General features: G+C 38.3%; 20 protein-coding genes. 10 read left to right on the forward strand and 10 right to left on the reverse strand.

Going from position 1 to position 22,659, the window contains the following annotated elements; all coding sequences use genetic code 11:
• The first annotated feature begins 159 nt into the window (after positions 1 to 159).
• Positions 160 to 1,449 (forward strand): citrate synthase, encoded by a 1,290-nt coding sequence (locus GNP81_RS08960; RefSeq protein WP_005418295.1) that lies wholly within the window; start codon positions 160 to 162, stop codon positions 1,447 to 1,449.
• Positions 1,450 to 1,540: 91 nt separating this feature from the next.
• Here the strand turns inward: GNP81_RS08960 and GNP81_RS08965 are convergent, their stop codons facing one another.
• The 3 genes from GNP81_RS08965 to seqA form a co-directional block, all read right to left on the reverse strand.
• Positions 1,541 to 2,296 (reverse strand): Nif3-like dinuclear metal center hexameric protein, encoded by a 756-nt coding sequence (locus GNP81_RS08965; RefSeq protein ID WP_012534264.1) that lies wholly within the window; start codon positions 2,294 to 2,296, stop codon positions 1,541 to 1,543.
• Positions 2,297 to 2,360: 64 nt separating this feature from the next.
• Positions 2,361 to 4,007 carry a phosphoglucomutase (alpha-D-glucose-1,6-bisphosphate-dependent) gene (gene pgm, locus GNP81_RS08970; RefSeq protein ID WP_011261498.1) on the reverse strand — a complete coding sequence of 549 codons (1,647 nt, stop codon included), beginning with the start codon at positions 4,005 to 4,007 and terminating at the stop codon, positions 2,361 to 2,363.
• Between the two features lie 48 nt (positions 4,008 to 4,055).
• Positions 4,056 to 4,598, reverse strand: coding sequence for a replication initiation negative regulator SeqA (seqA, locus tag GNP81_RS08975; protein WP_005418290.1), 543 nt, complete (start codon positions 4,596 to 4,598; stop codon positions 4,056 to 4,058).
• Between the two features lie 95 nt (positions 4,599 to 4,693).
• On the opposite strand from seqA, the gene GNP81_RS08980 reads away from it, so the two are divergent.
• The 3 genes from GNP81_RS08980 (at position 4,694) to fldA (ending at position 6,366) form a co-directional block, all read left to right on the forward strand.
• Entirely contained in the window at positions 4,694 to 5,470 is a 777-nt protein-coding gene (locus tag GNP81_RS08980; protein WP_155672135.1) for an alpha/beta fold hydrolase, read from the forward strand.
• A gap of 87 nt (positions 5,471 to 5,557) precedes the next feature.
• Entirely contained in the window at positions 5,558 to 5,779 is a 222-nt protein-coding gene (locus GNP81_RS08985; protein WP_005418283.1) for a DUF2788 domain-containing protein, read from the forward strand.
• Between the two features lie 59 nt (positions 5,780 to 5,838).
• Positions 5,839 to 6,366, forward strand: coding sequence for a flavodoxin FldA (gene fldA, locus GNP81_RS08990; protein WP_011261496.1), 528 nt, complete (start codon positions 5,839 to 5,841; stop codon positions 6,364 to 6,366).
• A gap of 53 nt (positions 6,367 to 6,419) precedes the next feature.
• Here the strand turns inward: fldA and GNP81_RS08995 are convergent, their stop codons facing one another.
• Complete coding sequence (locus GNP81_RS08995; protein ID WP_155672136.1) at positions 6,420 to 6,884, reverse strand: hotdog fold domain-containing protein; 465 nt, start codon at positions 6,882 to 6,884, stop codon at positions 6,420 to 6,422.
• A gap of 180 nt (positions 6,885 to 7,064) precedes the next feature.
• Here GNP81_RS08995 and fur point away from each other — a divergent pair, with 180 nt between their 5' ends.
• Positions 7,065 to 7,508 (forward strand): ferric iron uptake transcriptional regulator, encoded by a 444-nt coding sequence (fur, locus tag GNP81_RS09000; RefSeq protein ID WP_146864095.1) that lies wholly within the window; start codon positions 7,065 to 7,067, stop codon positions 7,506 to 7,508.
• An 83-nt stretch (positions 7,509 to 7,591) separates the two neighbouring features.
• On the opposite strand, the gene glnS is transcribed toward fur, so the two are convergent.
• The gene (gene glnS, locus GNP81_RS09005) at positions 7,592 to 9,250 is read right to left on the reverse strand and encodes a glutamine--tRNA ligase (RefSeq protein ID WP_005418271.1); all 1,659 of its coding nucleotides are present in this window, start codon (positions 9,248 to 9,250) and stop codon (positions 7,592 to 7,594) included.
• Positions 9,251 to 9,425: 175 nt separating this feature from the next.
• Positions 9,426 to 10,919, reverse strand: a complete 1,494-nt coding sequence (gene nagE / locus GNP81_RS09010; RefSeq protein WP_005418270.1) for an N-acetylglucosamine-specific PTS transporter subunit IIBC — start codon at positions 10,917 to 10,919, stop codon at positions 9,426 to 9,428.
• 402 nt (positions 10,920 to 11,321) lie between these two features.
• On the opposite strand from nagE, the gene nagA reads away from it, so the two are divergent.
• The 4 genes from nagA to asnB all read left to right on the forward strand — a co-directional run bounded on the left by nagA (position 11,322) and on the right by asnB (position 17,319).
• On the forward strand, positions 11,322 to 12,458 hold the full coding sequence (gene nagA / locus GNP81_RS09015) for an N-acetylglucosamine-6-phosphate deacetylase (RefSeq protein ID WP_146864098.1): 1,137 nt from the start codon (positions 11,322 to 11,324) through the stop codon (positions 12,456 to 12,458).
• Position 12,459: 1 nt separating this feature from the next.
• Positions 12,460 to 13,674, forward strand: coding sequence for a DNA-binding transcriptional regulator NagC (nagC, locus tag GNP81_RS09020; RefSeq protein ID WP_146864101.1), 1,215 nt, complete (start codon positions 12,460 to 12,462; stop codon positions 13,672 to 13,674).
• Between the two features lie 84 nt (positions 13,675 to 13,758).
• On the forward strand, positions 13,759 to 15,363 hold the full coding sequence (locus GNP81_RS09025; protein WP_155672137.1) for a cation:proton antiporter family protein: 1,605 nt from the start codon (positions 13,759 to 13,761) through the stop codon (positions 15,361 to 15,363).
• 288 nt (positions 15,364 to 15,651) lie between these two features.
• Positions 15,652 to 17,319, forward strand: a complete 1,668-nt coding sequence (gene asnB, locus GNP81_RS09030) for an asparagine synthase B (RefSeq protein WP_155673403.1) — start codon at positions 15,652 to 15,654, stop codon at positions 17,317 to 17,319.
• 46 nt (positions 17,320 to 17,365) lie between these two features.
• Here the strand turns inward: asnB and rfaH are convergent, their stop codons facing one another.
• Entirely contained in the window at positions 17,366 to 17,860 is a 495-nt protein-coding gene (gene rfaH / locus GNP81_RS09035; protein ID WP_146864107.1) for a transcription/translation regulatory transformer protein RfaH, read from the reverse strand.
• A gap of 382 nt (positions 17,861 to 18,242) precedes the next feature.
• On the opposite strand from rfaH, the gene GNP81_RS09040 reads away from it, so the two are divergent.
• Complete coding sequence (locus GNP81_RS09040) at positions 18,243 to 19,598, forward strand: peptide MFS transporter (RefSeq protein WP_065604145.1); 1,356 nt, start codon at positions 18,243 to 18,245, stop codon at positions 19,596 to 19,598.
• A gap of 126 nt (positions 19,599 to 19,724) precedes the next feature.
• On the opposite strand, the gene GNP81_RS09045 is transcribed toward GNP81_RS09040, so the two are convergent.
• The 3 genes from GNP81_RS09045 to GNP81_RS09055 all read right to left on the reverse strand — a co-directional run bounded on the left by GNP81_RS09045 (position 19,725) and on the right by GNP81_RS09055 (position 22,578).
• Complete coding sequence (locus GNP81_RS09045) at positions 19,725 to 20,030, reverse strand: ComEA family DNA-binding protein (protein WP_155673402.1); 306 nt, start codon at positions 20,028 to 20,030, stop codon at positions 19,725 to 19,727.
• Positions 20,031 to 20,220: 190 nt separating this feature from the next.
• Entirely contained in the window at positions 20,221 to 22,077 is a 1,857-nt protein-coding gene (ppiD, locus tag GNP81_RS09050) for a peptidylprolyl isomerase (protein ID WP_155673401.1), read from the reverse strand.
• A gap of 204 nt (positions 22,078 to 22,281) precedes the next feature.
• The gene (locus tag GNP81_RS09055; protein ID WP_011261491.1) at positions 22,282 to 22,578 is read right to left on the reverse strand and encodes an HU family DNA-binding protein; all 297 of its coding nucleotides are present in this window, start codon (positions 22,576 to 22,578) and stop codon (positions 22,282 to 22,284) included.
• Positions 22,579 to 22,659: the final 81 nt, after the last annotated feature.

Consider the following 22,659-nt stretch of genomic DNA (forward strand, 5'->3'; position numbering starts at 1 on the left):
AACTTACATCACACCACAGAAAATTAACTTTTTTTTCATTAAAAATATAAACAAGTGCACACATAAGCGCACAAAAATTGACTTTAGCCCGTGTAATGGGTACAAAGTTGTCACTCTCATATCCGGGATAGAATAAAAATATAACAAAAGGAGAATGTTATGGCAGATAAAAAGGCAACACTTCATATTGAAGGTCAATCGCCTATAGACATGCCAATCATGGATGGAACGATTGGTCCAGAAGTGATCGATGTGCGTAAATTAGGAGCGAATGGTTACTTTACTTTCGACCCTGGTTTTCTTGCCACTGCATCTTGTGAGTCTCAAATTACCTATATCGATGGTGATAAAGGTGTTCTATTGCACCGTGGTTTCCCTATTGATCAGTTAGCTAACAATGCAGATTACCTTGAAGTCTGTTATATCCTTCTAAATGGCGAAGCGCCAAACAGAGAAGAATATGAAACATTCAAGGACATCGTAACTCGCCACACAATGGTACATGAGCAAATTTCAAGCTTCTTCCATGGCTTCCGCCGTGATGCTCACCCTATGGCCGTAATGTGTGGTGTTGTAGGAGCACTGGCTGCTTTCTATCACGATTCTTTAGATATCAATAACGATGAACACCGCGAAATTGCTGCATTTAGATTACTATCAAAAATGCCAACTCTTTCAGCAATGTCTTACAAATACTCAATTGGACAACCGTTCATCTATCCTCGTAATGATCTGACTTACGCAGAAAACTTCTTACACATGATGTTCGCTAATCCGTGTGAAGAATACGAAGTAAACCCTGTTGTTGCACGAGCAATGGATAAAATCTTTACGCTGCATGCCGATCACGAGCAAAATGCATCAACATCAACCGTTCGCTTAGCTGGTTCATCAGGTGCGAATCCATTTGCTTGTATCGCTGCTGGTATTGCTTCTCTATGGGGACCTGCTCATGGTGGTGCTAACGAAGCATGTTTACGTATGCTTGAAGAAATCGGCTCTGTAGACAACATTGATGAATACGTTGCAAAAGCAAAAGATAAGGATGACCCATTCCGCCTAATGGGCTTCGGTCACCGTGTTTATAAGAACTATGACCCTCGTGCAACCGTAATGCGTGAAGCATGTCACGATGTTCTAAAAGAACTAAACATTAAAGATCCACTACTTGATGTCGCAATGGAGCTTGAACGTATTGCACTTTCTGATGAATATTTTGTATCTAAGAAATTGTATCCAAACGTAGATTTCTACTCAGGTATTATCCTAAAAGCAATTGGTATTCCTGTATCTATGTTTACGGTTATCTTTGCAATGTCTCGTACTGTTGGCTGGATTGCACACTGGAGCGAAATGCACAGTGACCCAACAAATCGTATCGGTCGTCCTCGCCAACTTTATACAGGTGAAGAACTACGCGAGTTTAAACCGCTTCATGAGCGTGAATAATGTCGCTTTAAATAGTTAGACCTATGAACAAAAAGGTTGATGTAAATACATCAACCTTTTTTTATATCACCGCATTGATAACTCAAATTGACTATACTGGGTTATCGATATCAATAAACTTAACATCAAACCCATGCTCTTTTTCTAACCACTCACCTAGCGCTTTAACACCATAACGCTCTGTTGCATGATGACCTGCAGCAAAATAGTGAATCCCTAGTTCACGAGCAATGTAAGTCGTACGTTCCGAAATCTCACCCGAAATAAACGCATCCATCCCCTGTTGAGCCGCCAATTCTATATAATCTTGGCCACCACCAGAACACCAAGCAACCGTTTTAATCGGCTTGTCTTGTGTTGGTTTAATATGCAATGGTTCACGATTTAATACTTGCTGAATACGCTGTGCAAATTCTTCGCCTGATAGTGTTTCAGTCAGCTCTCCCTTCATAGCGATCGATTGTGGTGTGGCTTCTAACCCTTCCACATTTGAGAGCGAAAATAAACGAGCTAGCTCAGCGTTATTACCCAACGTTGGATGAATGTCTAAAGGCAAATGATAAGCAAATAGATTAATATCATGTTGAATTAATGAACGAATACGCTTACCTTTCATTCCAGTGATTGGCTCAGCTTCCCCTTTCCAAAAATAGCCATGATGCACAAGTAATGCATCTGCATTTTCTTCAATAGCGGTATCAATTAAAGCTTGAGATGCAGTAACCCCTGTTACGATCTTTTTTATCTCATTTGAACCTTCAATTTGAAGACCATTTGGACAATAATCTTTAATTAATTGAGGTTTTAACTCTGAGTTTAATAATTGTTCTAACTGAAAATTATTCATGTTATGGCCTTCTTATCAAAAAAAAGCAGCGACATGCGCTGCTTAATTTGTATTACTTAAAAAATTATAAACCGGCTTCTTTAAACACGTTACTTACAATTTCTTGAGCTTCTTGTTCAATCAGTGCTAAATGATCAGCACCTTTAAAACTTTCACAGTAAATCTTATAGATCTCTTCAGTGCCAGATGGACGAGCAGCAAACCAACCATTTTCAGTTGTTACTTTTAATCCACCAATTGCAGCTCCGTTACCAGGAGCATGCGTTAAACGAGCAGTGATCTCATCACCAGCAAGCATTGTTGCTGAAACCATTTCTGGTGATAACTTACTTAGCACTGCTTTTTGCGCTTTGTTAGCAACCGCTTGAATACGATTGTAGCTAGATTCGCCATGCTGAGCAGCCAGTTTGTTGTAGTATTCTTGTGGATTCATACCGGTAACAGCTGTGATTTCAGCCGCAAGAAGACATAAAAGAATACCATCTTTATCAGTTGACCAAGGCGTACCATCAAAACGTAAGAAAGAAGCGCCTGCACTTTCTTCACCACCAAAGCCTAAAGAGCCTGCATATAAGCCATCTACAAACCACTTAAAGCCTACAGGCACTTCACACAAATCACGGCCAAGATCAGCAACTACTTTATCGATAATTGCAGAAGATACTAATGTTTTACCAACAGCAACTTCAGGTTTCCACTCTGGACGATGACGGTATAGATAATCAATACATACCGCTAAGTAGTGATTTGGATTCATTAAGCCCGATGGCGTTACGATGCCATGACGGTCATAATCAGGATCATTACCAAACGCTAGGTCATATTCATCTTTTAATGATAATAGACCAGCCATTGCATAAGGAGACGAGCAGTCCATTCGAACTACACCATCTTTATCTAGTGACATAAACTGGAATGAAGGATCAATCGCTTCACTCACCAAGGTTAAATCAAGATCAAAAGCTTGACCAATTTGACGCCAGTACTCAATACCAGAGCCACCCAATGGATCCACACCTAATTTTAGATTTGCTTTTTGAATCGCTTCAATATTAATAACATTTTTTAAGTCATCAATATAAGGCTGCACTAAATCCATTTGCTTTACTAAATCAGATGACATCGCTTCAGTAATTGATACACGTTTAACATCTTTTAATTCATTCGCAATTAATTGATTTGCACGATTTTCAATTGCTGTCGTCAGCTCACCCTCGGCAGGACCACCATGAACAGGATTATATTTAATACCGCCATCTTGAGGTGGGTTATGAGAAGGAGTTATCACAATGCCATCCGCTTTATCTTCACACTTAACATTGTGCGTTAAGATTGCATGCGAGATACCAGGAGTTGGTGTGTAGCCATTATTTTCTTGAATGATCACTTCAACGCCATTAGCAACAAGTACTTCAATAGCAGATGTGAATGCAGGTTCAGATAGCGCGTGGGTATCTTTACCTAAAAATAATGGACCCGTTACGCCATTTTCTTTACGTACGTCAGCCACAGCTTGAGCTATCGCCCAAATATGATGTTGGTTAAACGTCGCTTTATCTGCCGTACCACGGTGGCCAGAAGTACCAAATTGCACTTGCTGATCAACATTTGTTGGGTTCGGCTCTAATAAGAAATAGTTAGCAACTAATGATGGGATATTGTGTAAATCTTCTTGCTGAGCTTTCTGCCCAGCACGAGGATGTATAGCCATTTGACGATTCCTTGTGACAAATTATGATTTGAGTTATGACTCAAAAAATTAGATCGCCGCACACACTTTTTCTGTTAAATCATGTTGGAAGCCCATTCGCTCCATTAATAATTCAACCATGTGGCGCTTGCGATTAGTATTTGTATTTGTGATTACCCAGAATGGAGTACCTACAATTTCACGAGGCTTTGTCGTTTTACCGCTCGCGATTAATGTCTCTTGATTGTCAGCAAAATAAACTCGAGTACGGCCTTTTACTTCCGTTGCTTCTGAGAAAGCTTTTGAGTCAATTTTATATAATTCAGATAATACAGTTAAAAAGCGATCGATCGCTTTATCTAATGCTGAAAATTCATCAGAGATTAATAAGGTACGCACCGCTTTAACGCGATCTACCGATGCCTCTTTACCAGCATCTTTACTGACTACAATGCCTTTTTTCTGTACTTCAACAGGAGCAGAAACAGCAAGGTCTGAAGGTGATGACTGCATTAAGAGACGACGTAAAATATCAGAGGCACTTTCACCGATGTGTTGAGTTTGGCTCGCAATAAAGCGGTATAGTTCTTCGTCTACTTCAATTGTCTTCATTATATGGTTCGTATTCTATAATCTATTTATGAAGGCACGATTATACCCTGTAAAATCGTGATACTCTACGACAAACCTAACACAACGATAGAAAAATGATGTTACTTAACTATAAAGAACAAGGAAATGGGGATCCTTTGATCCTAATTCATGGATTATTTGGAAGCTTAGACAACTTAGGCCTTCTTGCTCGACAATTCGAAACGGAATATCGAGTGATCAGTGTTGATCTTCGAAATCACGGTCGTTCATTTCACTCTGATATCCATAATTATCATGAGCTTGCAAACGATCTTGTTAATTTGTTCGATCATTTATCTATCACTTCAGCGCATATTGTTGGCCATTCTATGGGCGGAAAAGTAGCAATGGCGCTAGCGAGTCAATCACCACAATTGATTCAATCTCTATCCATTTTAGACATGGCTCCTATTGCTTACCCTGAGAGAAAACATGATGCTGTATTCTCAGGTTTGCACAAGATACTTAATAATAAACCAGTAACACGTAAAGAAGCAGACGACTTACTTGCCACCTCTATTGCCGATCCTGGTGTTAGACAATTTTTAAGTAAATCGCTGTATAAAGAACAAGATCACCTTGCTCTTCGCTTTAATGTAAATGCTTTATTTGATAATTACGCACAGATTATTGGCTGGGATAATATTCCCGCTTTTGAAGGTGATGTTATCTTTATTAAGGGACAAAACTCAGACTATATTTTAGCTGAGCATCAAGCGAATATTATAAGCCAATTCCCAAATGCCAAAGCGCACATTGTTAACGGAACTGGGCATTGGTTACATGCAGAAAAGCCAGAAACAATTTATCGAGTCATAAAACGCTTCATTGGAAAAGTGACAAATCGATAATCCATACCAACAAAGACAAAGCTATGATATAGTTTTGCAAAATTATTCGATCAGATATAGGTCGCTTACTTAAGATAAGGGTGATTCATGCTTTATGAACATTTTGATCTCATTGAATCTATTGGTTTAGATTTATTGTTTGCCTCGATATTCTTTTTTATCGGCATGGCTATTAAAGATGTATTAAAGCAAGCAAATGTTCCCCCTTTCGGCCGTAAAATTGTATGGCTTGTTCTCTTTTTAGGTTGTGCAGGCTTTATTGCTAAAGGACTCATCCAGCTGAGCTGGGAAGGTTCTGGACTCAATTAAATTGACTGATCTAACACCATTTATTTTTATTTAATATAGACAATACAGGTATTCATCATATGGCAAGTGTAGGACTCTTCTTTGGCAGCGATACAGGTAACACTGAAGCTGTTGGCAAGATGATTCAAAAGCAGCTTGGTAAAAAGCTAGTTCATGTACAAGATATTGCTAAAAGCAGCAAAGAAGACATCGATAATTTCGATCTACTTCTATTAGGTATCCCTACATGGTACTACGGTGAAGCTCAATGTGATTGGGATGATTTCTTCCCTGAACTAGAAGAAATTGATTTTTCAACAAAGCTAGTTGCTATTTTTGGTTGTGGTGACCAAGAAGATTACGCTGAATACTTCTGCGATGCGATGGGTAATATCCGTGATATCGTAGAAGCAAAAGGCGGTACAATTATTGGTTACTGGCCAACTGAAGGTTATGAGTTTGAAGCGTCTAAGGCATTAGTAGATGATGATAACTTTGTTGGTCTATGTATTGATGAAGACCGCCAACCAGAACTAACTGAAGAGCGTGTAACTAAGTGGGTAAACCAAATCCACGAAGAGATGTGCCTAGCAGAATTAGAAGACTAATATTCTAATTCCTATAATGCTCTCTGCCTATCACTCATTTAGCGTAGGGAGCATTATCTAAACTCAGGCTTCTTCCTTACATATAGTGTTCTATTTACCCTAGCAACTACCTTTCCTTTTTTATCATAAATATATACTTCAAATTGCGGAAAATGTTTTTCCCCCTCTTTTGTTGCTTGTTTAATTTCAGCTAATTCTTCATCGGATATCACAAACCGAGCGTGTAAATCTGTGGTTCCTGGTGAAATGAAATCTATTTCAGATTGTTTATCCCATACATAATATTCATCTCTTAATATCCCCATTAACATGAGAGAGAATACAGGATCGGTCATAGAAAAGATACTTCCACCATACTGAGTTCTATTGGCATTTCGATTCCAAAAACGGTCTTTCAAAATAACACTTACTTCTTGAAAGTCAGATGAAATATTTTCGATGGAGATCCCAGCGCCCCAAAACGGAGGCCAAATATTTAATGCCCTTTTTACAATTTTTGGGGTAAAGTAACGATACATATTTAATCTCTTTAATTCTGGTCAGACCTCATAATAGTTTCTTTGTTAACAAAAGATCAACATCTATTTTTTTGTAAGAGATCTTGCATATAAGGTTTCAACTGAATTGAATGTTCCCTATAATTAAGTGATTAAAACTGCACAGGAAATCGATGCAGAAAGCCAAAACAGGAAAAGTCGATGTCAGATAATAACCAAGCTCTAAAAAAAGCCGGTTTAAAAGTAACCCTTCCGCGCCTTAAAATTTTAGAAGTGCTACAAGAACCAGAGTGCCAACACATTAGCGCTGAAGATTTGTATAAAAAGCTGATTGATATCGGTGAAGAAATCGGACTTGCAACTGTTTACCGTGTATTAAACCAATTTGATGATGCTGGTATCGTCACTCGCCACCATTTTGAAGGCGGTAAATCAGTTTTTGAATTAGCAACTCAACATCACCATGATCACTTAGTTTGCTTAGATTGTGGAAAAGTAATTGAGTTTTCAGATGAGACAATTGAGCAACGTCAAAAACAAGTTGCAGAAAAGTACAATGTCCGTCTAACGAATCACAGTTTATACCTATACGGTCACTGCATAACGGGTGATTGTGCTGAAAATGATGACGCACATAACGCCTAATTAATCGTTTTTGCGACAAGCTCATATAAAAAAACCAGCATTTTCATGCTGGTTTTTTATTTTTATTAGCTAGTAACTGTTAATTAACCAGCCCAAGTATCACGTAAACCTACTGTACGGTTAAAGACTAATGCATCAGCACTTGAGTCTTTGTTATCTGCACAGAAGTAACCTGTACGCTCAAACTGATAACCAACTTCTGCTTCTGCTGTTGCTAAACTAGGTTCAACAAAACCATTTTTAACCACTAAAGACTCAGGATTAATTGTTGCAGCAAAATCATCCGCAGCACCTGGGTTTGGTACAGTGAATAAACGATCGTATAAGCGAATTTCAGCTGGTAATGCTTTATCAGCAGAAACCCAGTGAATAACACCTTTAACTTTACGACCATCTGCAGGGTTTTTACCTAACGTATCTTCATCGTAACTACAGAAAATCGTTGTGATATTACCTGCTTCGTCTTTTTCAATGCGGTTAGCTTGAATAACGTAAGCACCACGTAAACGAACTTCTTTACCTAGCACTAAACGCTTGTATTTTTTGTTCGCTTCTTCGCGGAAATCGTCTTGTTCAATATAAACTTCACGAGTAAATGGTACTTCACGAGTGCCCATTTCAGGTTTATTTGGATGATTAGCAATATTTAGCGTCTCAACCTTACCTTCTTCGTAGTTTTCAATCACAAGTTTCACTGGCTCAAGAACAGCCATTGCACGAGGTGCTGATTCGTTTAAATCATCACGAATACAAGACTCAAGAGAGCTGAATTCAATCATGTTTTCTTGTTTCGTTACACCGATACGCTTACAGAACTCGCGAATTGATGCAGAAGTAAAGCCACGACGACGTAAACCAGAAACCGTAGGCATACGTGGATCATCCCAACCATTAACTAATTTCTCAGTCACTAGTTGGTTCAGCTTACGCTTAGACATTACCGTATATTCAAGATTTAGACGGCTAAATTCATATTGACGCGGTTGGCAATCAATTGTGATGTTCTCTAGTACCCAGTCGTATAAGCGACGGTTATCTTGGAATTCAAGCGTACAAATAGAGTGCGTAATGCCTTCTAACGCATCAGAAATACAGTGTGTGAAGTCGTACATTGGATAAATGCACCACTTATCACCCGTTTGATGGTGAGTAGCAAAACGTACACGATAAATAACAGGATCACGAAGTACGATGAATGAAGAAGCCATATCAATTTTAGCTCGTAAGCAAATTGTACCTTCTTTAAATTTACCATCACGCATTTGTTCAAATAGCGCCAGGTTTTCTTCTACGCTACGATCACGGTACGGGCTGTTTTTACCAGGCTCTTTTAGAGAACCACGGTATTCACGCATTTGCTCAGGAGTTAGCTCATCAACATACGCTAATCCTTTTTCAATTAATTCAACAGCATAACCATATAGCTTATCAAAGTAGTTTGAAGAATATTGAATATCTCCACTCCACTGAAAACCTAACCAGTTAACGTCATTCTTAATAGACTCAACGTATTCGATGTCTTCTTTTTCAGGGTTTGTATCGTCAAAACGAAGATTACATTGACCCTGATAATCTTGAGCAATACCAAAATTCAAACAGATAGATTTTGCGTGTCCGATATGCAGATAGCCATTTGGCTCTGGCGGGAAACGAGTATGGACACTGGAATGTTTACCAGACTTTAAATCTTCATCAATAATTTGACGGATAAAGTTGGTAGGACGAGTTTCAGTTTCACTCATCTAAAGCACCTCATTGGTATTAGTATTGTCAGAAAGAACAGATTGTTCATATCTCCCTATGATCCACAATTATGGGCAGATACTCAATATATAGAATCAAATAGTTTGGTTATTTATATAAAAAAAGCCGCTCTAAAGAGAGCGGCTTGTTGATTTTGAGTTAATTACTCAATAATTATGGTAGTGCAACTGCTGTTAGGTCTTCAGAAGCTGGGATTTTTTTCATTTCGCCAGCTACGATTTCAGCAAGAGGACCAAGGATAACTTGAACGTTGTTTGAACCAAGTTTAACCACACCCATTGCACCTAGAGCTTTAAGTTGCTTCTCGCTGATTACGCTAGTGTCTTTAAGAGTTAGACGTAGACGAGTGATACAAGCATCGATGTTTTCTAGGTTTTCATGACCACCTAGAGCTTTAAGGTATTGTTTAGCTAGCTCACCAGTTTCTTTAGAACCACCAACTGTTGAACCTTCTTCGTCTTCGTCGTCTTCACGGCCTGGAGTCTTAAGGTTGAACTTAACGATTACAGCGCGGAATACGAAGTAGTAGATTGCGAAGAATACGATACCTTGGATAATTAGCATGTACCAGTTAACAGCTAGAGGGTTACGAGTAGAAAGTACCATATCTACAAGACCAGCTGAGAAACCGAAACCTGCAATCCATTGCATAGATGCTGCGATGAATACAGAGATACCTGTTAGTGCTGCGTGAACTACGTATAGTGCAGGAGCAAGGAACATGAATGAGAATTCTAGAGGTTCTGTTACACCAGTGAAGAATGATGCGAAACCAGCAGCGATCATGATAGATGCAACTTTTTCTTTGTTCTCAACTTTAGCAGTGTGGTAGATAGCTAGTGCTGCACCTGGTAGACCAAACATCATGATTGGGAAGAAACCAGCTTGGTACATACCTGTAACACCTACAGTTGCAGTACCTTCAGCGATAGACTTAGCGCCACCTAGGAAGTTAGGAATATCGTTAATACCCGCTACGTCAAACCAGAACACAGAGTTAAGTGCGTGGTGAAGACCAACTGGGATTAGTAGACGGTTGAAGAATGCGTAGATACCAGCACCAACAGAACCCATACCTTGGATTGATTCACCAAAGTGTACTAGGCCACCGTAAATTGCAGGCCAGATGTACATAAGTACAAACGCAATTAAGATACCTGCGAAAGATGTTAGGATAGGTACAAGACGCTTACCTGAGAAGAATGCAAGTGCTTTATGCAGTTCTACAGAAGAGAAACGGTTGTAGATTTCAGCAGATACGATACCAACTAGGATACCAACAAATTGGTTATTGATTTTACCAAATGCAGCTGGAACTGCAGCAGGATCAATACCCTGAATTTGAGCAACTGCTCCTGGTGAAAGAAGAGTAGTAACAACTAGGAAACCAACAAAACCAGAAAGTGCAGCTGCACCATCTTTATCTTTAGACATACCATAAGCAACACCTACTGCGAACAGTACTGACATGTTGTCGATGATAGCCGCACCAGCTTTGATTAAAAACGCCGCAAGTGCACTGTTGCCACCCCAAGCTACCGGGTCAATCCAGTAACCAATACCCATTAAAATTGCTGCTGCAGGTAATGTAGCAACTGGTACCATCAGTGCCTTACCTACTTTTTGAAAATATCCTAAAATATTCACCTTTAGTTTCCCCCTATAAGGATTTTAGATTTTTTTTGAATAACTTAACCTGTTCTTCACAAAACTTATTTCGTTACTCGTTATAAACAGGGTCAGTGTAAGGGATTAATTTCGCCCCGCAAATTAAAAGCTAACGTATTGTGATCATTATCACCTGCGGAAGGAATATTTAGGGTATTTTGCTAGCGAGATCATAAAACTTATTTTATCATTCGAAAGAATAAAACATCAGGAATAAAATTTGGTGCATATTATGACCAAATTTTGTCATTACTGAACGTAACATTTAGGTATTCTGAGTGTACCGCTCAGTAAGCAGTTCTATTTTCACCTGCTTAAAAATTTCAACGAAAAAAGTTTATATTTTTTCGTACTCTAAATTATAACCAAAGGATTCAAGCTATGTATGCGCTAACTAACTGTAAAGTTTATACAGGTAACGATGTTCTTACTGACCATTCAGTAATTATTAATGGAACAGAGATTGAAGCTGTTTGCCCAACATCAGAACTACCAGCTGGTATTGAGCTAAAAGACTTAGATGGAGCGATTCTAAGCCCAGGCTTTATCGATCTTCAGCTTAATGGTTGTGGCGGTGTAATGCTTAATGATGAAATTACAGCAGAAACCATGCAAATCATGCATGAAGCAAATCTAAAATCAGGCTGTACTAGCTTTTTACCAACGTTAATCACCTCTTCTGATGAAGATATGCGTGCGGCAATCGAAGCTGCTCGTGAATACCACAGCAAATATCAAAACCAATCTTTAGGTTTGCACTTAGAAGGTCCATACCTAAACGTAATGAAAAAAGGTATTCATAGCGTTGATCATATCCGTACATCAGACTCAGACATGATCCAACTTATGTGTGATAACGCAGACCTAATCGCAAAAGTAACACTAGCGCCAGAGCAAAATGATCCTGAGCACATCGAACGCCTTCATAAAGCAGGTATCGTTGTATCAATTGGTCACACAAATGCAACTTATGCTGAAGCTCGTCAAGGCTTTGAATCAGGTATCACTTTCGCAACTCACTTATTTAATGCAATGACGCCTATGGTAGGTCGTGAACCTGGTGTTGTTGGTGCAATTTATGATACTCCAGAAGTTTATGCTGGCATCATTGCTGATGGTTTCCATGTTGACTATGCAAACATCCGTATTGCACACAAAATAAAGAAAGAAAAACTAGTATTAGTGACCGATGCCACAGCTCCTGCAGGTGCTGACATGGAATACTTTATTTTTGTGGGTAAGAAAGTATATTACAAGGATGGCAAATGTGTTGATGAAAATGGCACATTAGGTGGCTCAGCTCTGACTATGATTGAAGCAGTTCAGAATACAGTTGAGCACGTTGGAATCGCTTTAGACGAAGCACTACGCATGGCGACTTTATATCCAGCTCAAGCTATGGGCTTAGATAATAAACTTGGCCGCATCAAAAAGAACATGGTTGCTAACCTTGCTATTTTTGATCGTGACTTCAATGTAAAAGCGACTGTTGTGAACGGACAATACGAGCAAAGTTAATATGACTGGCGGACAAATTGGTAATGTAGATCTAGTAAAACAATTAAACAGTGCGGCTGTTTATCGTTTAATCGACCAAAAAGGTCCGATTTCTCGAATTCAAATTGCAGATGTAAGCCAACTGGCTCCTGCAAGTGTTACCAAAATCACCCGTCAACTATTAGAGCGCGGCTTAATAAAAGAAGTCGCGCAACAAGCATCTACTGGTGGTCGAAGAGCTATCTCCTTGACCACTGAAACCTCCCCTTTCCACTCTATAGCAGTACGTCTAGGACGAGATTACATTCAACTAAGTTTGTTTGACCTTTCGACTAAAGAACTGGCTAGCGAGTACCAAGAATTCCATTATAGCAACCAAGAACATCTACTCGATGGACTGAAATTACTATTGGAAGGCTTTATTTCAAAAAACCAAGATACAATTAAGCAATTAATTGCTATCGGCATTACTCTTCCTGGTTTAGTTAACCCTGAAACAGGTGTCGTTGAATACATGCCAAATACCGATGTAAACAAGCTACTTCTAGCGGATTTCATCAAAGATAACTTTAATACTGAATGTTTTGTAGGTAACGATGTTCGTGGGCTTGCACTTGCTGAACATTACTTTGGTGCTTCACAAGATTGTTATGACTCGATCTTAGTCAGTGTTCACCGTGGTACGGGGGCTGGTATTATTGTTAATGGCAAAGTATTTTTAGGTCATAACCGAAATGTAGGTGAAATTGGTCATATCCAAATTGATCCTATTGGTGATAAATGCCAATGTGGTAATTTTGGTTGCCTAGAAACTGTTGCAGCAGACCCTGCAATCATTGCACATGTTGAGTCCTTACTAAAGCAAGGCTATCCATCAAGCCTTTCTCAACTACCAAAAATTACCATGACTGATATTTGTCATGCAGCAAACCATGGCGATGAGCTAGCGACTCAAACAATATTGCGTGTAGGTAATCAATTAGGTAAGGCTATTGCGATGACAATAAACTTATTTAATCCTCAAAAGATCGTTATCGCAGGTGCAATTACTCATGCAGATAAAATCCTATTTGCTGCAATCCGCAACTGTATTAAGAACCAATCATTAACTACTTTCCATAAAGATCTACCCATTGTTGCTTCTGAGTTATACGACCAACCAACGATCGGAGCATTCTCTATGGTAAAACGTGCGATGCTTAATGGGGTCTTGTTACAAAAATTACTCGATGAATAATCACGAGTCTCTATTCGCGTGTTATTATTCTAAGGGTTGCTATTAGCAGCCCTTTTTTTCGATTACCATCAGGAACATGAGTATATGGAGTTACTTTTTATCATTGCAGCGTTTGTAATGGGATTTATTGCTTTAAAAATTAATCTACCGCCCCTTGTCGGTTTTTTATTAGCTGGATTTGGTTTACACGCCCTTGGTTTTCAATCTAATGACGCTCTTGAGACATTTGCCGATCTCGGTGTCACCCTATTACTTTTCTCCATTGGCTTAAAATTAGATATTAAAACCTTACTTGCTAAAGAAATTTGGTTAGGCGCTACACTTCATAATGTCTTTTCAACACTGTTTTTTACCTTTGCATTATTAGGGCTTAAACTTCTTGGCATTAACATGCTTGCCAATATAGAAACCGCTCAACTGGTACTCTTTGGTTTTGCACTCTCTTTTTCAAGTACAGTATTCGCAGTAAAGGCATTACAAGAAAAAGGTGAAATGAATGCAACCTACGGCACCTTAGCCATTGGTATTCTTGTTATGCAAGATATCTTTGCGGTTGTATTTTTAACCGCATCAACGGGGAAAATTCCAGAAATTACCGCGCTCGCTCTTTTTGCATTACCTTTGTTTAGACCATTATTTTTTAAACTACTCGATTGGGCTGGCCACGGTGAAATGCTGGTCCTTTACGGTATTTTCTTAGCGTTAGTTGCTGGTGCTGGTACTTTTGAATTAGTAGGTATGAAACCGGATCTAGGTGCTCTTATCTTAGGAATGCTATTAGCTGGACATGCAAAAGCCTCAGAATTATCTAAATCACTTTTTAATTTAAAAGAAGTTCTCCTCATTTGCTTCTTTTTAAATATAGGCTTGTCTGCTGCACCAACTATTTCAGGTCTTGGACTCGCTCTGATCCTTATTCTATTGCTGCCTGTTAAAGGTTTCTTGTACTTCATTATTATTAATAAATTTAAGTTCCGAGTGCGAACCTCATTGCTTGCCTCCCTAACTCTATTTAATTACAGCGAATTTGGGCTTATTGTTGGCGGCCTCGCCTTTAAAATGGGATGGTTACCAGCAGATACCTTAGTTGCCATTGCAATCGCCGTCTCCATCTCATTCATTATCTCTGCACCATTAAATAATTTTGGACATAGCATTTACCAACGTTCTCGTCATTGGCTAAAAGAACATACTGCTGAACGATTAAATCCAATGGATAAGTTAATTAATCCAGGACGAGCTCAAATTCTGATTTTAGGCATGGGTCGCATTGGTAGTGGCGCCTATGATGAACTAAAAGAAAAATATGGTGATATTATTTTAGGTATAGAATTGCGTGAAGAATCAGCAAAACAGCACCAAGAGCTAGGAAGAAATGTGATTTCTGGTGATGCAACCGACCCTGATTTTTGGGAACGTATTCTTTCAACGTCGCACGTAAAGTTAGTTTTATTAGCGATGCCAAATCACCAAGGTAATCAATTTGCACTTGAGCAACTACAAACCAGAAACTATCAAGGACAAACCGCTGCAATCGCAGCATATAATGACCAAATTGATGGATTAATTGAACAGGGTGTTGATGCTGCATTTAATATTTACCACGAAGCAGGCAGTGGTTTTGCCCGCCATGTAAGTGAACAGCTGGATCCACAATTTAATCATCATAAAGATTACATAACACATTAATTTACCGTTAATTTATTTCATTCAAATAATGAAGAGAGCACAGCATCGTTTGTTGTGCTCTCTTTTTTTATTTCTTTTATCTTCAATAATTATAACTTTTAGTTCAAAAAAGCAGCGCTAAGTAATGATTCAATAAGTAAATATTCATTTTGTTAAAAAATATCTAATCATGGGTCGTATTTGTGAATTTATTTGTATTTCTGGGTTGATTTTTTTAGCGGTAATGGCAAATTGTATTCAGGACAATAATTTAAGATAAAAATTAAGAAGAGTAGAAGGAACTTATTTATGTGCTCAATTTTCGGAATTCTAGATATTAAAAGCGATCCAACGCCACTAAGAACTACCGCTTTAGAAATGTCTAAAAAGTTACGCCATCGAGGTCCAGACTGGTCAGGTATCTATTCATCTGACAAAGCAATTTTAGCGCATGAACGTTTAGCTATCGTTGGCTTAAACAGTGGCGCACAACCTCTTTATAGCGAAGATAAAAAGCACATTCTTGCTGTTAATGGTGAAATTTATAACCACAAAGAGCTTCGCGAAAAATACGCAGATAATTACACATTCCAAACTGATTCAGATTGTGAAGTTATTTTAGCGTTATATCGTGAAAAAGGAGCTGATCTACTCGAAGATTTAAATGGTATTTTTGCCTTCATTCTTTACGATGAAGAAAAGGATGAATATTTAATTGGTCGTGACCATATTGGTATTATCCCTATGTATCACGGTTATGATGAACATGGTAACTATTATGTTGCTTCAGAAATGAAAGCATTAGTTCCTGTATGTAAATCAATCAGTGAGTTTCCTCCTGGCCATTTCTACTCATCAAAAGATGCAGAACCAACACGTTATTATTTACGTGATTGGATGGATTATGATGCAGTTAAAGATAACTCAACAAGTAAAGAAGACTTAACGCAGGCACTTGAAGATGCTGTAAAACGCCAATTAATGACAGATGTTCCTTATGGTGTACTTCTTTCTGGTGGATTAGATTCATCCATTACGTCTGCCGTAGCTAAACGTTTCGCGGCGATGCGTATTGAAGACGATGAAAAGTCGGAAGCATGGTGGCCTCAACTGCACTCTTTTGCTGTTGGCTTAGAAGGTGCGCCAGATCTAAAAGCCGCTCGTGAAGTTGCAGATAAACTGGGTACTGTTCACCATGAAATGACTTACACCATTCAAGAAGGGTTGGATGCGATTCGTGATGTTATTTATCATATTGAAACCTATGATGTAACCACGATTCGAGCATCAACACCAATGTTCTTAATGGGTCGTAAAATCAAAGCGATGGGCATCAAGATGGTACTTTCTGGTGAAGGTGCAGATGAAATTTTTGGTGGCTACCTCTACTTCCATAAAGCACCAAACAAAAAAGAGTTCCATGAAGAGACCGTTCGTAAACTACTTGCTTTAAACATGTTTGATTGTGCTCGAGCGAATAAATCACTTGCAGCTTGGGGGGTAGAAGGCCGTGTTCCATTCTTAGATAAAGAATTTATTGATGTGGCTATGCGTTTAAACCCACAAGATAAGATGTGTGGCAATGGGAAGATGGAAAAACACATCTTACGTGAATGTTTTGAGCATTATTTACCTGAAGCTATCGCATGGAGACAGAAAGAACAATTCTCTGATGGTGTTGGATATAGCTGGATTGACACATTACGAGAAACTGCAGAGGCAAAAGTAACAGACCAACAAATGGAATCAGCAAAATTCCGCTTCCCATATAACACGCCAACGACCAAAGAAGCGTATGTTTATCGAGAAATCTTTGAAGAGTTATTCCCTCTAGAAGATGCAGCGAAATGTGTTCCCGGTGGTCCGTCAGTTGCATGTTCATCAGCAAAAGCGATTGAATGGGATGAATCTTTCCAGAACTGTGTAGACCCGTCAGGACGTGCTGTTCAAGCTGTTCATAACGAAGCATATAGTTAAATTTTAGTGTAATAAAAAAGCGCCTTATAGGCGCTTTTTTTATGTATTAATATTCTATATCTGAGTTCGGTATTTTAATTTCTACTTTTTTATTAATTAACGTTATTAAGAGGATGGAGCGTTTTTCACCATCAGCTTCTTTATAAATCGCTTCAATACCGCTATACGGACCTTCTTTTATCGCCACTTTTTGCCCTGCTTCAGGTAAACACTCTAATTTTTCTTTATTGTTATTTTCATCGAGCGCTTTTAATGAGTAAATCAAGTCACCTTGCAGAACCTTTGGCTGAGCTCCAAATCGAATAAAATCACTCACTCCACGAGTAGAGCGAATAGAAGTAAACGATGGACCTATTTCAAAGTCAAAATAGATAAACATATAGCATGGAAATAGTGGTTCTTTTACTTGTTTTCTTTTTCCTCGAACAATTTTCTCTACAACGATCTCAGGATAAAAGCACTCTACCATTTGATTTTCTAAATGCAGTTTTGCTCTCTCTTGCTCACCGCGTTTGCAATAAAGTAAATACCACTCTTTCATAACTCAATACCTAACCAAACCAACGGAAGATCATAGCATGTCAAATCATTCAAAAAAATGATTTCCTAGTAAAAATCAATAGTTACACGCACAACAAATGTTAAATATCGATAAACCACCAAAATTACATCTAAAATCTAAACACCAACACCAAATCAAAACAAAAAACCAACAATGAAAATCAAAATAGAATTTAAAACTGTAAATTAAGATAAAAAAAGAGTATGGTAATGTTACTAATTTAAAGTGTTTCTAAACATTTCAAGGAGTTAAAATGTTAAGCAAATCACATAAAAATGTACGACATTGCAGTAAGGACATTCAAAGCGTATAAATTTATGCTGTATAAGAAGAATAATATTCCATTATAAAAGAGAACATTATGTCAAATAACAACAAATTACTTATGGGACACCCTCAAGGGTTGTTCTTACTTTTTGGAACAGAGCTTTGGGAACGCTTCTCCTATTACGCAATGCGCGCTATCTTGGTTCTGTATCTCACAGATAGAACCATTAATGGTGGTATGGGTTGGACAGTAAAAGATGCATTAAGCCTATATGGTACTTATACCGCCCTTATGTACATCACCCCTCTCATTGGCGGATGGTTAGCTGATAATTACTTAGGCCAACGTAAAGCATTATTAATCGGTGGTTTTTTAATGGTAATTGGTCAATTTACTTTGGCTTTACCACACGATTTTCTTCCATTCTCTGTCGAAGCCTTATTTTATACCGGTCTTGGTTTTCTAATCGCTGGTAATGGTTTATTTAAACCAAATGTTTCAACAATGGTTGGTGATTTATATGAAGATGGTGATCATCGCCGTGATGGTGCATTTACTATCTTCTACATGGGTATTAACTTAGGTTCTTTACTTGCTGGTGTTGTATCAGGCTCTGTAACTGGAGTATGGGGATGGAAAGCTGGTTTCGTTGCAGCTGGTATCGGTATGATCATCAGTTTGATCATTCAAAGTCTTTTTGCTCAGCGCTTCTTAGGTGACATCGGTGTTAGACCTGCTGCACATATTGCAAAAGAGAATGCAAAAGCAGCTGGTAAATCAAGCACAGCGTTAACTAAAGAAGAAATTGATCGACTAAAAGTGGTCATGATCATGGGCTTATTCGTTATTGTTTTCTGGGCAGGTTTTGAACAAGCTGGTGGTCTAATGAATGTATATTCACAACAATACACAGATAGAATGATTGGTTCTTTTGAAGTTCCAGCAGCCTGGTTCCAATCGTTAAATCCATTCTTTATTATTGTTCTTGCTCCTATCATTGCAGGTATATGGGTTAAACTCGGTCCAAAAGAGCCAAGCTCACCAGTTAAATTTGCTATGGCCTTATTCTTCTTGGCTATGGGTTTCGTATGTATGGTTGGTGCAGTACTAGAACAAGGCGGTGATTTAACAATTAAAACCTCAATGCTTTGGTTAGTTGGCGCGTATTTCTTCCATACTTTAGGTGAACTTTGTTTATCGCCAATTGGTCTTTCATTGGTTACTAAATTAGCACCATTACGTCTAGCTTCATTAATGATGGGGACTTGGTTTGGTTTCAATGCTATCTCTAACTACATTGCTGGTTTAGTAGGCTCACACGTTGAAAGCTTAGGTGCTCTGGATATTTTCGCTGGTATTGCTATCACGGCAACGGTTTCAGGTGTTCTTCTTCTGATAATTTCAGGTACGCTTATTCGTTGGATGCACGGCGCTGAAAAAGCCCATTAATAAGTAATTCCAACCTAAATATCAAATATTCAGAATACGATTTAACACAAAAAAGGCAGCTTTCATGGCTGCCTTTTTATTGTACCAATAAACTGATTAGCCAAATTGGTATAACTTAATATAACTCTACAATGTAATTCTATCTCGGTTTTTCTCAACCAGTTTATCCCCAATACCTTTAACTTTCGTTAAATCATCAGCTTTTACAAACTTGCCGTTAGCGTTACGATAATCAATTATCGCTTGAGCTTTTGATTCTCCAACACCAACTAATAGTGTTTTTAACTCTTCAGCTCCAGCCTGATTGATATTAACCGTTATTTCGATACCTTCATGTTTTTCAGCTTTTGCTGTTTCTGCCGCGATTACTGAACCAGAAAAGAGCGCTAGCGTTAACATTAATGTGCTCAGTAGATTTAATATACGTTTCATTATGTATCCTTTTTAGAATGAATATATTGATGATTGATACATCAGAAAAACAACAACCTACTCAAACATCGGAAAAAGCATATTAAAACGTTTACTAAAAACCTATATGGAAATAGTTTCTATCTCTAAAAACACGACGGGCCCCTTATAGGGGCCCGTCTTTTATATTTATCAGTTACAAAGAAATGCTCTATTGTTCAAGTAACGGATAGCTTATTTCTGTACTTGCCTTTAGCGTATCTAACGTTGCCGTTAAATCTTGCTGAGTTTGAGAACGCAATAAACCAGTAGCTATTTGTGATGACATATTTGAATCACTTAATTCTAATACACTATCAAGAGCAACAATGACATGGTTCCCTTGGCGATCCATAACTTGTGCATACGTTGGTTTACCATCAACAGGTTTCTCTAAGCGGTATACATCATTTGCTAACTCATCATTACGGCTGATCATACGAGCCTCATCAAACGCTAAGCCATTATTTGTGATAACGCTATTGTCACCTTGATTAAGACCTGAAATTACGTTTTGAGCAAGTTCTAGAGCTTTCTGTTCGCCTTGTGCTTGAGATAAGCGAGCGATTACTGCATCTTTTACTTCATCAAGAGGTAAAACCATTTCATCACGAACATCTTCAACACGAACAACGATAACATGTTCAGGTGCAATTTCGATAACATCAGAGTTTAAACCGTCTTCTTTAACTTCTGGGCTATAAATAGCTTGAAGTACAGCTGAATCCGCAAGCGCTTTAGGAGCATCAGCTTGAGAGAAGAAATCAGATGTTACAATCTTCGCATCAACTGCTTCTGCTGCATCATCTAATGAGTCAGGTGATTCAAACGCTTTTTCAGCTAATTCAGTTTGTAGACTGTAAAACGCATCTGCTGCATGCTCATCAACTAAGAACGACTTAATATCAGCACTTACTTCAGTAAGCGGTTTTGTCGTTGGCTCTTCGATACCATTCAATTGAATAATATGATAACCAAACGCTGATTTAACGATACCAGAATGATCACCTACTTTTGCTAATTGGAAAGCGGCATCTTCAAACTCAGGGTCAATAACACCACGTTCAATCCAACCTAATGAACCACCTTCTTTAGCTGTAGGAATATCTTGTGAAGCATCTTTAGCTACAGTGGCAAAATCTTCACCATTGTTAATTCTATCTAGCACTTTCTGTGCATCGGCTTCGTCGCCTTTAATTAAAATATGGCTAACTTCACGCTTCTCTTGTGTAGAATATTTGTCTAAGTTTGCTTGATAGTATTCTTCAATTTCTTTATCTGTAATTGGTGCCTGCTCTTTTAGTGAATTACCAGATAACTCTACGTATGACACTTTCACTTGTTCAGGTCGAACAAATTGTTGTTTATTTGCATTGTAGTATTCTGTGATGTCTTCATCTGTTACTTTTGCATTTTTAGCAAAATCAGCAGTATTTAATGTAATCGTACGAATTTCGCGTTGCTGAGTTTCTAAAGCAGCTTGTGCTTGAACTTCATTTGATAGCGTAAATTCTGTTGATTCCAACGCCATGACTAGTTGGTTTCTTGCTAGGTCTTGACGTAAATAAGCAGCAAAACTATCAGAGCTAAAACCTGCGCGGCGTAAAGAAATGTTATAGATTTCTTCATCAAACTTGCCATCTTTTTGGAATTGAGGCATTGAAAGGATAGTTTGACGAATTTGATCATCGCTAATACGCAAGCCTAAATCTTGAGCTTGGTTATCAAGCAGTGCATCATTAACCATACGGTCTAAAACTGACTTACGGAATTGCTCTACATATGCAGGATCACCCAGTAACGTAGCAAAATACTCGCCTAACTGTGATTGCATACGGTTACGTTCATTTTGATAAACTTGCTCAAACTCATTACGAGTAATTTCGCGCTCACCAACTTTCGCTGCTAAAGGCTGGCCACCACCGACTAAATAACTACCTACACCTGCAAATACAAATGAGAAAATAATTAGACCGAGAATGATCTTAACTGCAAGGCCTGTTGAACCTTCGCGAATTCGATCCATCATAATGTGTATTAACTCCTAATCACCGAATGGAATGATTTTATTCCTAAGAAAACATTTCAATTTCTATTGATAGTGAAAATTTAAAATAGTTCAACAAAAGAAAAATTTAACAATAAAAAAGCGCATCATTGGATGCGCCTATGACTCATATCTCTAGTCTACTAGCGTTACGCTAGCTTGTGTAGAGTTTTATCTAGTTTTCGATTAGTTACACGCATCTTTTAATGCTTTACCCGCTTTAAAAGCAGGAACTTTTGCAGCTGAAATCTCAATCGCTTCACCAGTTTTTGGGTTACGACCTGTGCGAGCTGCACGCTCACGAACTACAAATGACCCAAAACCAACAAGAGTTACTTGATCGCCACTTTTTAGTGTCTCAGTTACTGTTTCAACTAGTGCATCTAAAGCACGGCCTGCTGCTGCTTTTGAGATATCTGCACTTTCAGCAATTTGATCAACTAATTGAGATTTATTCACGGTATTCCCCTTTAAAATTTTCATTCAACAGTTTAATGAACGAGTCCATATAATAATATTTGTTGTGTGAATTTATCTTCACAGCAATAGAGTCTAACTTAACGA

Origin of the sequence: Aliivibrio fischeri (assembly GCF_009727955.1) — a bacterium.
GTDB classification, from domain to species: Bacteria; Pseudomonadota; Gammaproteobacteria; order Enterobacterales; family Vibrionaceae; genus Aliivibrio; species Aliivibrio fischeri_A.